11 protein-coding genes are annotated in these 13771 nt (G+C 40.9%); 3 read left to right on the forward strand and 8 right to left on the reverse strand.

The window, feature by feature from the left end; translation table 11 throughout:
- Positions 1-20 precede the first annotated feature (20 nt).
- A complete protein-coding gene (locus VK159_RS08550; RefSeq protein WP_324229709.1) occupies positions 21-1067 on the forward strand; it encodes an LIC11966 family surface protein in 1047 nt (348 codons plus the stop codon).
- Positions 1068-1069: 2 nt separating this feature from the next.
- Positions 1070-1693 carry a zinc-dependent metalloprotease family protein gene (locus tag VK159_RS08555; protein ID WP_324229710.1) on the forward strand — a complete coding sequence of 208 codons (624 nt, stop codon included), beginning with the start codon at positions 1070-1072 and terminating at the stop codon, positions 1691-1693.
- A 9-nt stretch (positions 1694-1702) separates the two neighbouring features.
- On the opposite strand, the gene VK159_RS08560 is transcribed toward VK159_RS08555, so the two are convergent.
- On the reverse strand, positions 1703-3496 hold the full coding sequence (locus tag VK159_RS08560; RefSeq protein WP_324229711.1) for an ABC transporter ATP-binding protein: 1794 nt from the start codon (positions 3494-3496) through the stop codon (positions 1703-1705).
- Between the two features lie 157 nt (positions 3497-3653).
- On the opposite strand from VK159_RS08560, the gene VK159_RS08565 reads away from it, so the two are divergent.
- On the forward strand, positions 3654-4124 hold the full coding sequence (locus VK159_RS08565) for a hypothetical protein (protein WP_324229712.1): 471 nt from the start codon (positions 3654-3656) through the stop codon (positions 4122-4124).
- Between the two features lie 15 nt (positions 4125-4139).
- Here the strand turns inward: VK159_RS08565 and VK159_RS08570 are convergent, their stop codons facing one another.
- The 7 genes from VK159_RS08570 to VK159_RS08600 all read right to left on the reverse strand — a co-directional run bounded on the left by VK159_RS08570 (position 4140) and on the right by VK159_RS08600 (position 13761).
- Positions 4140-4976, reverse strand: a complete 837-nt coding sequence (locus VK159_RS08570) for an aminotransferase class IV (RefSeq protein WP_324229713.1) — start codon at positions 4974-4976, stop codon at positions 4140-4142.
- Between the two features lie 2 nt (positions 4977-4978).
- Entirely contained in the window at positions 4979-6109 is a 1131-nt protein-coding gene (locus VK159_RS08575; protein ID WP_324229714.1) for a P1 family peptidase, read from the reverse strand.
- Positions 6110-6127: 18 nt separating this feature from the next.
- A complete protein-coding gene (locus VK159_RS08580) occupies positions 6128-7699 on the reverse strand; it encodes a D-aminoacylase (RefSeq protein ID WP_324229715.1) in 1572 nt (523 codons plus the stop codon).
- A 166-nt stretch (positions 7700-7865) separates the two neighbouring features.
- Entirely contained in the window at positions 7866-10049 is a 2184-nt protein-coding gene (locus tag VK159_RS08585) for a penicillin acylase family protein (protein WP_324229716.1), read from the reverse strand.
- 63 nt (positions 10050-10112) lie between these two features.
- Positions 10113-10886 (reverse strand): DUF2490 domain-containing protein, encoded by a 774-nt coding sequence (locus VK159_RS08590; RefSeq protein WP_324229717.1) that lies wholly within the window; start codon positions 10884-10886, stop codon positions 10113-10115.
- A gap of 89 nt (positions 10887-10975) precedes the next feature.
- A complete protein-coding gene (locus VK159_RS08595) occupies positions 10976-12388 on the reverse strand; it encodes an APC family permease (RefSeq protein WP_324229718.1) in 1413 nt (470 codons plus the stop codon).
- A gap of 56 nt (positions 12389-12444) precedes the next feature.
- Positions 12445-13761: an agmatine deiminase family protein gene (locus VK159_RS08600; RefSeq protein ID WP_324229719.1), complete on the reverse strand. Its 1317-nt coding sequence runs from the start codon at positions 13759-13761 to the stop codon at positions 12445-12447.
- Between the last annotated feature and the right edge of the window lie 10 nt (positions 13762-13771).

The raw sequence follows: 13771 nt of genomic DNA on the forward strand, positions 1-13771 counted from the left end.
CTTCATTATAAAAACAGCACATGAAAACGAAACAACTGGCACTCTTCTTTTTGGTTCAACTTTTTTGTATTGTAAACGTAACTGCACAACAGGACAACCCTGTTGAGTATATGAATATGATCGAGAAGGCTGAAGAAGAAGCCAATCAAAAGTACCTTGCCTACGTAAGCACGGCCGCACACAGCGGAAGGGTTAAAAAAATTGAACGTATGCGTCAGCAGGTATTGGATGGTATTGTAAGCAGCCGCAACAAAGTAATTGGGTTACCTCTGTTCAAAGGCGATAAAGCTCTTTGGCAGAGCAGTATTGATTACCTGAAATTATTATACCTGGTTTTCAGCGAAGACTATGCAAAGATCGTTAACATGGAAGATATTGCTGAGCAATCGTTCAACGAAATGCAGGCATACCTCTTGCTCCAGGAAAAAACATCAGAAAAACTGGCTGAAGCAAGTGAAAAACGCCGGGTGGCAACAAAAGAATTTGCTGCAAGAAACAATGTGCAGCTGGTTGATGGAGGCACAAATGAATTTGCAGAGAAAATGAATAAAGCATCTGATGTGGTTGAGTACAGAAACGTTGTTTATCTCCTGTTCTTTAAATGTAACTGGCAGTGGAATGAAATGAACAAAGCCATCAAAACAAATAAAGTAACTGATATTGAGCAGGCACGTAATGCCGTGATCACTTATGCGAAAGATGGACTTGCAGTGCTGGACACAATGAAAAACTTTTCAGGTGATCCTTCCTTGGCCAATGCCTGCAAGTATGCACTCAATCAGTTTAAACGCATGAGCGAAAATGATGTGCCAAAGATGACCGACTTTATTTTAAAGAACGAAAACTTTGAGAAAGTAAAAAAATCATTTGACAGTAAACCGCAAAGAGACAGAACACAACAAGATATTGACGCTTACAATAAAGCCGTAAACGAAATGAATGCTGCTGTAAATACATTTAACAGCACCGGAAAATTTATCGGCGATACACAATCGAATATCATTAATACTTACAATAAGGCAGATAAAGATTTTGCAGACAGGCATACTCCTTATTTCAAAAAGTAATTATGCTTTCACCTTGTAAAAGCATTTTGTATTTAATTGGCTTTTCTCTTTTTTCCATTGCAGCTTGTAAAGAACATGCATCTGTACAAAAGAAAAAAATGGTAAAGCCAATTATTATTTTACAACCATTGCGATTTGACGATGCAAAGATGCTTGCATACCTGAAAGATACCGTTGAGAAATTCTATCCTGTTAAAGTTGTAATTGCGGGTAAAAAGAACTTTCCTGCAAACTTTTACTATAAACCCCGTAGTCGCTACCGTGCCGATTCTACCATTAAATGGCTCAAACAAATAACAGCAGATTCAGTCAGATCGATCGTTGGAATTACAAACGAGGATGTCTCTGTCAACAAGGGAGCACATAAAGATTATGGTGTGATGGGCTTAGGCTATAAGCCTGGTAACTCCTGTGTTGTTTCAACTTTTCGCTTGCGAAAAACAGCCACCTCACAAAAGCATTTTCAGCAACGATTGTTCAAATTGGTGGTGCATGAAATGGGTCACAACTTTGGCCTGTATCATTGCCCGGATGAAACCTGTATTATGGTTGATGCAGAAGGACAAATGAAGCTGGATAGGGAAAAGAGTCTATGCAATAGTTGTAAAATGAAGCTCAGGATATAATAAGATTGCTTATTCAGCTTCTTCAAATTCCTCATCGTTATCTTCAATCGCCGCCGCCATCGTCTTCCGTTCACCAATTTGCTGCCTCCACATCGCATAATACAAACCTTTGTTGCTTACTAATGCATCATGACTGCCTTGCTCAACGATCTTTCCTTTCTCCAATACAAAAATAGTATCTGCATGCATGATAGTAGAAAGACGATGTGCGATGAGAATGGTGATCTGTTGTTTTAAACTGGAAATTTCCCGAACCGTTTGGGTGATCTGTTCTTCCGTGATTGAATCCAATGCAGAAGTAGCTTCATCAAAGATCAATAACCGAGGCTTGCGTAACAAAGCACGTGCAATAGACAAACGTTGTTTTTCACCACCTGATAATTTTTTACCGCCTTCGCCCAGCAGAGTATCTAATCCCAGATCTTTATTGTTGATGATGGCGAGTGCTGATGCTTTTTCTAAAGCAGAATAAATTTCTTCATCTGTTGCATCTGCTTTTACAAACTTCATATTATCACGGATGCTGCCGGAGAATAATTGTGTTTCCTGCGTCACAAACCCTAACTGTTTGCGCATGCGGTTGTAACGGATATCTTTCGATGAAACATCATCATACAAAATATCACCATCAACCGGCGTATATAATCCAACCAATAATTTCACCAGTGTTGATTTGCCTGAACCCGATGGCCCGACAAATGCAATGGTATCGCCCAATGATGCTTCGAATGAAATACGTTCCAGTGCATTGGTTGTTGCAGTGCGATGACGAAAGGTAACCTCATCAAAACGCAGGTGTTCAATTTCTCCCACATCAACCGGTTCTTCAGGACGGTATTCTGTTTCTTTCAACATCAATTCATTAAACAATTGCAGCGATGCTTCTGCTTCACGATAAGAAAGAATGATACTGCCAAGATCCTGTAAAGGTCCGATGATGCCGGTTGAAATAAACTGCATCGAGATCAATTCACCCGGCGACAATACTTTACGGAAGATGAGCCACAGTAAAATAAACAGGATCGATTGCTTCAGCAGAATAAGAATGCTTCCCTGGAAAAAAGAAAGCGAACGGATCTTTTTCACTTTCTGCATTTCAAGATCAAAAATTTCCTGCGTGTGTGTGCGCAATCGTTTTATCTCAGGATAAGTTAAACCTAAACTTTTCACTAATTCAATATTGCGTAAGCTTTCGGTGATGGTTCCGCTCATTTGCCTGTTCTGCCGGATGAGTGAACGTTGCAATACTTTAATGGAACGGCTGAGTATACTTGTTAATCCGCCAAGTAATACCACACCAATTAAGAAAACAGGTATTAATGCCCAATGTTTGGTAAATGCATACCAGATAAGAAAACCAATGCCAACAATAGACGAGAATAGAATATTAATGAAAGCAGTAATGAAGCGTTCTGTATCGTTACGTACTTTTTGCAGAATGGATAAAATTTCACCACTGCTCTGATCTTCAAAATCCTGGTAAGGCAAACGAAGCATCTGACGTAATCCGTCATTAAAGATCTGCATCCCGAATTTCTGCACCACCAACCTCATCACATAATCTTTGAAGGATAAGAATAGCCTGGCAGCCAACGCAATACCCAGTGCAATACCTAATAATACCAGCACACCTCGAATCTGCTCTGGTTCCGTCTTACTATCAGGATTCAGTGTATAATCGTCGATGATGCGGCCAAGAATAATTGGATCGTATAACGAAAGTATTTGTGCAATACCAGCCAGCAGCAGTGCCACAAATACCAGCTTACGGTAGGGTTTTAAATATTGCCAGAGTATTTTCATATCAGTGAAGGAGGCGTACAAGTTACAAAATGATTCTTCAGCCCCGGGATTGTTATAACAGCTATTTGATTTCTTTGTTTAGTGTTGTAACTTACAGAAACAAGTTCTTTACAGTTTAATCATGCCCTGTAATTGATCATCAATTAAAAATCAGTGTATGTTTAGTAAGTATCACCTCCCGCAACTGGTGTTCCCGGAAAAGGGAAAAACAATTTGGTTAGCAGTGCTCATACTCGCTCCTGCTTTTACTGTAACCGCACAAAATCTTCCTAAAAAACCGACGCTTCAGCAACTTGCGGGCTATCATAATAAACAACAACAGAATTGGCAACAAAAGCAATTGCCACAATCTTCAGTTACTTATAAGTTCAGTACAAATTATGGTCAATCATTAACGACTCAGTTTGGGAAGGCTAAGTCGCTTGCACCTGTTGCAGTTAATTATCCATTGCCTCCATCAGTAAATGAAAAACAACAAATGACACCGGCTCCTTTTCTGCAATCTTTTTTATTAGAGGAACGGAAGCAGTATATGCAGTGGCAGAAACAAAGCTGGTGGAAAGATCCGGGTAAATTAAAAGGAGCTGAACTGCTGCGTGATTTTTATATCAGCAACAGAAAAAGTTAAGCCTGGATAAATTTGTTACCAACCTTTCTTGATGAATTGATGCTCCATTTCAAGAAAGCGTTGATAAAGATCAGTGGTAACAGTTCCGGTATTGCCATTGCCAACTTTATTTCCATTGACAGAAAAAACGGGAAGTAACCGTTTTGTAGTGCTGCTTACAAACACTTCTTTTGCATTGAGTACATCAGTAAGTGAAACTGGTTGTTCTTTTACTTCCAAGACTGATGTTGCGATTTGCAGAATATGATTTCGGGTGATGCCGTACAATACATGTTCATTTGCTGTAAGCAATTTATTATCTGTTGTTACAACAAACACATTGGAACGTGGCAACTCACTGATGAATCCATTCTTTACATACAACACATCACTTGCACCTGAATCTTTTACTTTCTGTTGCAGGTATACACCCATCAGGTAGTTGATCGATTTTACCGTTGGCAATTCACGTACATATTCTTCGGTGATGAGATGTAACCCTTTTGACGGATCAAACGCTGCATCCATCGTTAATGTGCTTTGTGTGATGATGAGATTTGGTGTAGTGGGTGTGTACGTATCAATTGCATTGCCACCGGTTACGGTGATGCGGATGCCGGAACTTGAAAGACTATTTTTTCTGATGAGTTCACGAACAATATTTTTCAACTCAACATTGTTATACGGAAGCTGTAAGCGCAGAACTGAAGCTGAATGTCGCAAACGATCTAAATGATGATCGATGAACAGTGGCACATGTTCTGCTGTGCGAAAAAAATCAAATACGCCATAACCACGTTGGATCGAAAGGTCACTTACCGGCAATACTGCCTGATCTACTGTTACAAATTGATTGTTGATGAATGCCCACATACTCAGTTGATGCGATTGTATTGTTTTAAGATCGGAATTACTTTATCTAACGGTAAGGATTCAATGGTTCGTCCGCCTTTACCTTTCATATCTGTTGCCATAAATAAAGAATTGATGATGGCTTCCTCTGTTGCTTCAATAGCTGCCATGAACAGCGGACTCATTTCATCGTTACGTAATACCGTTGTTGTAATGGTGGAAGTTTTGCTGTCGTGCGCAATCAACACAGATGCGTTGTTGGAGAAAGCGATCACATAATCGCCGCTGCCGTTTGATGCAATGCCGCCTGTTTTTGCTAAACCCATGAAAGCACGTTTGGCTAAACGTTCGAGATTACGACTGTCGAGCGGAGCATCGGTAGCAACAACGATCATGCAGGAACCATCAACCGGATTTTGTAATTGATCGCTGAATGAATAACGCCCCAGCTTTTCGCCAACAGGCACACCATCGATCTGCAACACACCTCCAAAATTTGTTTGTACCAACACACCAACGGTATAACCACCTAACGATGCAGGCAGTTTTCGGGAAGCAGTACCAATACCTCCTTTAAATCCAAAACAAACTGTGCCGGTACCTGCACCCACATTTCCCTGTTGAGGTTTTTGAGTGGATGCTGTATTGATCGCTTGCAATACATGATCAACTTTTACATGCTTGCCACGTATATCATTCAACGCACCATCATTTGTTTCACCAACAATAGCATTCACCGATTGCACCTGTTCATTTCCTTTTTGTGCAAGTGTGTAATTGATAACGCCATTGATTCCTTCTGCAACACTTAATGTATTGGTTAAGATGATCGGCGATTCAATATTGCCGAGTTCTTTTATTTGTGTGGTGCCTGCGAGTTTACCAAAACCATTTCCGGTGTAAACTGCAGCAGGTACTTTTTGCTGAAACAGATTGTCGCTATGCGGTAGAATAGCAGTTACACCGGTGCGAATACTGTCGGCAACGATCAATGTAACCTGGCCAACTTTTACACCTGCCACATCCACTATTGAATTGGTAGCACCTTTTTGCATCACACCTATTTTGATGCCATATGCTTCAGCCGGTTTTCGTTCCTGCGCAAAAGCAGAAATAAATAAGCAGGTACAAATGATGAAAGAAAGAAATTTCATTCCTGTTGATTGACAAATTTACAATTGAAAGCCCGGTCCTTTGAGTGAGCGACCGCTTCTTGTGCCGTTATGCTTTCCATCTTCAACAACAACCTGGCCATTCACCAACACAAACGTAAAGCCGGTTGAATATTGATGCGGTTGTTCAAATGTTGAATTGTCTTTTACAGTTGCTGCATCAAAGATCACAATATCAGCAGCCATACCTTCTTTCAACAAACCACGATCTTTTAGTTGAAATTTTTGTGCTGGGAGCGATGTCATTCTGCGTATGGCTTCTTCCAACGTGAGTATTTTTTCTTCACGCACATATTTCGCCAATACTCTTGCGTTTGTACCATAGCCACGTGGATGCGGCACACCACTACCAAATGCACGAATACCTGCATCGCTTGCAAACATATTGAATGGGTATTGCATAATTCGTTTTACATCAGCTTCGCTCATACCATGAAACACCATTTGTGCGCCGCCGTTGATCACCATTTCAATAATTGTTTCTGCCTCTGCTTTTGCTTTATGCTTTTTTCCTTTAATAAGATTTACCTGTTCAATACTTTTTCCATTGAGTGTGGTATCAAAACGGTAATTGGCAACCACAGGATAACTGAAATGCTTTAGCTTGCGTTTCTTTAAACTTTTCAACATCGATGCAATTACATATTTCCTTACATCCGGTCGGTTCAATCGTGCAACAATTGAATCTTGTCCGTCAGCTAAAATTTCATCGGGTATCAATGTGCCAAGCGAAGTGCTGCTGGCAGTGTAAGGATATTGATCAATGGTTACATCCACACCATCTCTTCTTGCTGTTTCGATCATGGCAACGGTTTCTTTGCTGCGTCCCCAGTTTTGTTGACCACTCACTTTGAAATGTGAAATTTCAACCGGCATTTTATTTAGATAACCGATCTGTATGGCTTCCCGAATAGCGACTGCCACACTATCACCTTCATTGCGGATATGACTTGCATACACACCGTTATACTTTGCGGCAGCACCTGCAAGTTTCACCACTTCATCAGTTTTGGAATATGTGCCGGGGATATAAATCAGTCCGGTTGAAAAACCTACTGCTCCGTTTTTCATGGCTTCTTCCACCAATGAAATCATCTGTTGCATTTCTGTTTCGGTAGGATCTTTCATTGCACGACCAAGCACTGTTCTGCGAACATCGTTATGACCGATGAGTGCTGCAATGTTGATCGACGTTTTCAAACTATCAATGAATGCAAAGTATTTTTTCATATCAACCTGTGATGAACCACAGTTGCCCGTTACCACCGTTGTAACGCCATCGTAAATAAAATTATCAGCTGTGGGCGTTCGTTTTTCTTCACCTTCAATATGTGTGTGTACATCAATAAAGCCGGGTGCCACCATCAATCCCTTTGCATCAATTACACGTTTCGCATCTTGCTGTTTCAATTTGCCAATGGCAACGATCTTTCCGTCTTTCACAGCAAGATCGGCATAGAACCAATGATTGCCTGTACCATCGAGAATTTTTCCGTTGGTGATTAATACATCATATTGCTGCGCAAGAGCAAACAACGGAAGCAAAAACAGAAAGCTGAAAATTGATTTCATGTTGTTGAATTATGATTGTCGTGTTCTCTGCGGTAAATTTTTTCACGACGTGCACAAAGAATTTCACGAAGAACACAAAGAGATATTACAAGTTAAAACTTATTCATCGGGTTGACTTAATTCTATCAGGGTTGCCAACCTTCAAAAGGTTGGCAACCCTTTGTTACTATTCGCCAGGATGATAGGTTCGTTCTGCGTGTTTCAGCACATCTTCTTTGTAAAACAACACATCTTTAAATTGTCCCTTGGTATACATTTCTAATTGATCAGTGAAATGTTTACTGTTGGGATCGCCACTGTTACCGCCGGCCAGTAACGATTTTGCTTTTATCTTATCTCCAAACTCAACCGCACAGACAAAGCTATTACCATGGAAGCCGTAGCGTTTTTTTGTTCCCTGGAAAGTGCGACTGTTATAAGAAGGCAACATGCCCCATAACGCAGAAGCAAACGGAACGGGATAGCTGATCTTACTATCATCATACTTTTGAACAAGATCATTACTCACCCGTTGATAACGGTTAATATCTCCCCACGGAATTTCCCATGTACCAAATTGCTGTTTCAATTGCTTTACCGTTTCATTCAATGGAGCTAATAATTGCAGTGGAATAGCTGTTGCAGCAAAACGTTTGGTGGCTGTTACCTGGTCGTCTTCACCATCTTCTATATAAATTTTGCGGATGGATGCATTTAAACGTTGTGCCCATTCAACCGCCAATGTTGTGGCAATGGAATGATTTGAAGAATGGAAGTCCCAGTTTGAAAGAACAGCAATGGGCGCCGCCAATGAACGATGCAGACTGTCGCCCGGTTGCACGCCAGTTTCATAGGCTTTCACCAGCGCAGGGATCAGCACTTCAAACGCAGACAAATAGGTATCATAACCTGCAGCAATGGTTTTATCAATCGTGAATTTATTTTCTTTGCTCAATACTCTTGCTGCGTTAATGCCACGAAAATTTTCTCCATCGGGGGCCATGTAAGCAGGATAATCTTTTTTCTTTGGACTTGCTTCGCCGCTCACTGTATACGGAGTGGAGTTGCAGTTTTGAATCCAACCTGTCGATGGATTGTATACATGCACGGCTTCTTCCGCATCATGCAAACCCTTCCATTCAGTTGCGGGTGTTGTGCCATCAACCACTTTGCTCCAATTGAATTTTGTATCTCTTTTTGGAACATAGTTGCCATGCCAGTAAGCAATGTTGCCTTTATAATCTGCAAACACAGTGCTGTTACTTGTGTTGCCACGAAGCGCCATTACTTTTTTATAATCATCCAAACCTTTTGCTTTGGTACGTTGCCAGCTTTGCAACAAACCATTGATCATACGGTTGCTTGAACGTACACTGATGTATTGTCCGTTACGTTTTGCCATAACCGGACCGTGATGCGTTGCATAAGTTGTAAATGTTTTTGTAATGAGCTGATCACCTTGCCTCACTTTAATGCTGATTTGCTTTTGTTTTACCGCACGTTTTTCATTGTTGTATTCATACGTCATGCTTGTTCCACTGCCGTTCATCTTTTCTGCATACATATCGGCTACATCCACATTGGCACTGGTGTGCATCCATCCACAATATTCATTAAAGCCCTGGTACACGAAAAACTGTCCCCATGTAACGGCACCGTATGCATTCAATCCCTGCTCACTTACCACATGCACTTCCGGACGGAAATAAAATGTTACATGCGGATTGATATACAATATCGCTTTGCCGCTTTCTGTTTTTGATGGAGCAATAGCAAATCCATTGGAACCGCTGCTGTTGTCAACAAATTCTTTTGGGCGATAAGCAATGGTTGCACTTGTATTGCCATATAAATTTTTTACATCTTCGGCTGTTATATCACCTGTGCTGATGGCGCCAATACTTCCATCGGTCCACAATAGTTGATACCATGGTTTGAAACGAGTAAGCAATGCCGGCTTAACACTTGGATGTGTATAGAGATAATAATTAATACCATCAGCATATGCCTGTAATAATGTTTTTAACCATTGAGGAGCCTTGTTGTAATCAGCAACTGCTTCAGCACTGTCAATCACTAAACGCAAATACAGATCGTTGTATAACTCACCCTCGCCTGCAACTTCTGCTTTGCGGCCCAGCTTTTCAATATAGTTTGCCTCCACCCGTTTAAAATCATCTTCGCATTGTGCGTACAACAAACCAAACACAGCATCGGCATCTGTTTTTCCATAGATGTGCGGAATACCCCAGTTATCACGAATAATGGTTACACGTTGGGCCTGCTGTTTCCAACGTTTGATCTCTGATTGTGAGAACGTTTGAGCAAAAATTTGTAACGGAAGCAAAAGAAGAACAAGAAAATACTTCATAGCTGTAAGTAGAGTTGGTCTGTTCCACTAAGCTAAGTATTCGTTGCATGCCTGCAAAAAGCATTACAGTAACGGTAGGCTGTTTTGTGCTGTTGGCGGTGGCGATTTTTTTTTGCGGAAATCGGGCTGCCAGTAAAAGAATAAGCGAATAGTGTGGTTGCGATTATACTGGTAGCCACTCAGCCGTTGCTGCCACACATGCATATAACCAAAATCGGCGGCTAATGAAGGAGTGATCTGTTGTTTGATGCCGGCAAAGAAACGGTTCTGGTCAAAGTTGTTATAGATAATATCCTTACCCGTTTGCATCATCAACTCATCAGCAAAGGCAAGCGAAGGAATGTATTTATTATTGCTCAGTGGAATTGAAAGAGCCAGCAGGTAACGGAAACGTGTGCTGTACCTGTAGGTATCTGTCAGTTCGCTGTTCACTACTTTCTGGATCCAGCGCTCTTCGATCCGCAAACGTTGCGATAGTTGTATTTTATCTACCGGCTGATTAAGTTGAATTTGTTGTACCAGCCTGTTTTCATTTACAAATAATTCAGTGGTAGCTGTTTTATTGGCGAGCCACATATGTCCTCCTGAAAGTGAAACGCTCAGGTTTTTATTGATATGATAGGCCGCTCCAACCCTGGTATAATAAAAATTATTATTCTTTAAATAGTTTGTGCGGCGTATGTGCAGATCAGCAATAACAGACCATTTATTACTGATGCGTGCCTGTGTATTAACGCTTGTCCAGAAATGATTTTGTGTTTGTACTTCACGGCTGCGTTGCGCAAAACTGAAATTGAACGGACAGGTAAATAATGCAAGGAAGAGGAAATGCTTCAACGGAATAATATTTTCAACTGCAAAACTAACTAAGGAAGCAAACAGATTAAGTGAACTTAGTCACAGAACATACTGATTTAGGTTTGATATCATTTCGCCTTTCCTTTGAAGTAAAAATAAAAAAGTACGCCACTTATTACTAATGCTGCGCCAATTATGGATTGCTTCGGTTGGGTGAGCACGGTGTTAATGAGCAGTGCAATCGAAAAGAGCGTGATGATAGCAGGGATTACCGGATATCCGATCACTTTTGCTTTGATGGTTCCGTTGCGTTTCATTTTAAATAAGGCTATTGCCACCAAACTGTAAAACAGAAAGCCTGCAAAGATCACCATGTTGGTGAGCATGTCAAACGTGCCTGATATAACAAGGATGCAACTCCAGATCATTGTGTAAAGCAAAGCCACCGAAGGTGTGCGATACACAGGATGTACGTTCGCAGCTTTTTTGAAGAAGAACTTTTCCTGCGCCATACGGTAATAGATGCGTGCATGTGCAAGAATAATTCCATTGATGGCACCAAATACCGAGATCATGATGAGCAAAACAATAAGTGTTTGCCCAACTTTTCCTAATAATGTTTCTGCAACAACCGCAGCACCGATCTGGCTTTGATCAATAGCTTTTAACGCCTGCAACGGGAGTACATGCATATATGCCACATTCACTAACACATACAGTAACATAGCGATGGCAACACCACTCATGATGGCTATGGGAATATTGCGTTTCGGATTTTTTATTTCACCGGCAATGAACGAAATATTACTCCAGCCATCGTATGCCCAAAACGCACTGAGCATAGCAGCTAATACTGCACTGAACAAAGCCATACCATGCAGCTCCTGTGTTGGTTCGTTTGTAATAACCTGTTGTGTTGTACCTGCACCTGAGTAAGATAATCCGAGGATAATGAGTAACAGAATGCCGAGTATTTTAGCTGATGTGATGATGTTGTTGATAAGACCGCCATTTTGCACACCACGATAGTTCACCCACGTAAGTAATACGATCACAGCAATGGCCAGCAATTTGATACCACTATCCGCAAAAGGAAAAATAAACCCTGCAATTGAAAGATGTTCCAACGATTGAAACGGGTTGCCTAATGGAACAAATACATTCACCGTTTGAGCGAAAATAAAACCAAGAGCAGCAATGGACGCACAACCAATAGTTGTAAAATCGGTCCACCCAAAAAGAAAGGAAAAGAAATTGCCGAATGAAAGCCGCAGGTATTCATACACACCTCCTGACTCTTCGGTTAAATTGGCAAGGCCGGCAATGGTAAACGCACCAAACATGGTAATGATACCGGCGCCGATCCATGCAGCAACGATCCATCCTTCACTCAAACCTGTTTGCGCCATGGGAACGATCTTCTTGAACACACCTGAGCCGATCATCATACCGGCCACTAATAAAACACCGGTACCAACACCCAATGCACGCTTTAGTGTTGGGGTTTGATTATTGGAAGAAGTGGTTGTTTCGTTATTCATTAATTTTCGAATGCGTTTCTACTAAAGTAAACAGCTTTTCTTTAAACAGTTTTCTTTTATTTCTTTTTCGGTTGTTGTTGTGTGCTGCAATGAATGCCACCACCACTCCAGTTTTGCATAATGGCATCAATGAATACAATCTTTCTTCCGGGAAATTGCTCTTCAAAAATTTTCCGCGCCTGTTCTTCTTTCTCTCTTGAAGAACCATGAGCTGTGTAAGTGGGTAACAACACGGTTTTATTTGTTACGAGGTAATTCATATAACTGCCTGCGGGTACACGTAAAATACCGTCACCAACAGCCGGTGCTTCTGCGGCAACAAAACTCTTCATGTCCACATCAAATGTTACTTCGAGGGAATCAATTTTTTCCCTTGCCTTTATCTTCTTGGTAATCAAGTCTGGCAATGGAACTTTTATAATGGTGAACGATTTTCCATCCTGATCTTTTGCATTTTTGAGAATGTTATAATTCTCATTCATGCGTTCATAATTCATTTGATTGATGGGATTGAGATCTTTTTCTTTTTCATCAACCCATGCAAGCATAATAGTATTTGCATTTGCAAAACGTACGAACTCATCAGTATGTCCACCCGTGCCACCACCATAATAACCGGGTGCTATACGACGGAAGAAATTCTGCGGATCATCAGCCAATCCTTTTTTCACCCAGATGATATTGCTTACACCCAATACACGTTTAAATTCTGTTTCAATGTATTCTTTTTTCAAATCAGGGTTGCGTTGAAGAACAGTTGCTTCACACAGGATCAATGTACCTGCTCCGTTTACTTCAATGGCACCACCTTCATGTTTTACATCTGTTTTTAAAATTGTTGCCCCTTCTGCAGCCGCCATCAGGCTGTCAACCTTTGCAGTTTTCAAACGAAATTCCTTACGCAGATTCATGTAATGATCAACACTGTCTTTATTACCGCTATACTTTTCTTCCAGGAATCCCGGATAACCATAACTGTTCCATGCAAAATCTGCAACACCTAATTCTCCTTTTCCATTCACTAAGAACGCTGCACCATGATCTCTTATCCAGTAACGATCGCCAGGCATGATATAGGTTTTGTACATACTGCTGTCAACGCCTTGCGATGCGAGATAAGCTTTTGCTTTTTGCAGTAATGTATCATTGTTAAAAGCGATTTTCACCGTAACATTTCCTGCCAATGCTTTGATGATATTTACAACAGCAGGATAATAACCACGCAGACTGTCTTTTTCCCAACCGAGCCAAACAGCATCATGTTGTTCCCACTCCGCAGGCATGTAAAATATTTCGGCAGGACGTTCTTGTTTATTGGAGTTGCAGCTAACAACAAAGAAGGCTGCAAGAAAAAATGCTGTGATTTGTTTCATATGTGATGTT

The organism is Lacibacter sp. (assembly GCF_035299325.1).
Taxonomy (GTDB): Bacteria; Bacteroidota; Bacteroidia; order Chitinophagales; family Chitinophagaceae; genus Lacibacter.

What these genes read in the sequence shown, in the direction of transcription:
- VK159_RS08550 (WP_324229709.1), top strand. Translation starts at nt 21, where the DNA reads ATGAAAACGAAACAACTGGCACTCTTCTTTTTGGTTCAACTTTTTTGT.
- VK159_RS08555 (WP_324229710.1), top strand. Translation starts at nt 1,070, where the DNA reads ATGCTTTCACCTTGTAAAAGCATTTTGTATTTAATTGGCTTTTCTCTT.
- VK159_RS08560 (WP_324229711.1), bottom strand. Translation starts at nt 3,496, where the DNA reads ATGAAAATACTCTGGCAATATTTAAAACCCTACCGTAAGCTGGTATTT.
- VK159_RS08565 (WP_324229712.1), top strand. Translation starts at nt 3,654, where the DNA reads ATGTTTAGTAAGTATCACCTCCCGCAACTGGTGTTCCCGGAAAAGGGA.
- VK159_RS08570 (WP_324229713.1), bottom strand. Translation starts at nt 4,976, where the DNA reads ATGTGGGCATTCATCAACAATCAATTTGTAACAGTAGATCAGGCAGTA.
- VK159_RS08575 (WP_324229714.1), bottom strand. Translation starts at nt 6,109, where the DNA reads ATGAAATTTCTTTCTTTCATCATTTGTACCTGCTTATTTATTTCTGCT.
- VK159_RS08580 (WP_324229715.1), bottom strand. Translation starts at nt 7,699, where the DNA reads ATGAAATCAATTTTCAGCTTTCTGTTTTTGCTTCCGTTGTTTGCTCTT.
- VK159_RS08585 (WP_324229716.1), bottom strand. Translation starts at nt 10,049, where the DNA reads ATGAAGTATTTTCTTGTTCTTCTTTTGCTTCCGTTACAAATTTTTGCT.
- VK159_RS08595 (WP_324229718.1), bottom strand. Translation starts at nt 12,388, where the DNA reads ATGAATAACGAAACAACCACTTCTTCCAATAATCAAACCCCAACACTA.
- VK159_RS08600 (WP_324229719.1), bottom strand. Translation starts at nt 13,761, where the DNA reads ATGAAACAAATCACAGCATTTTTTCTTGCAGCCTTCTTTGTTGTTAGC.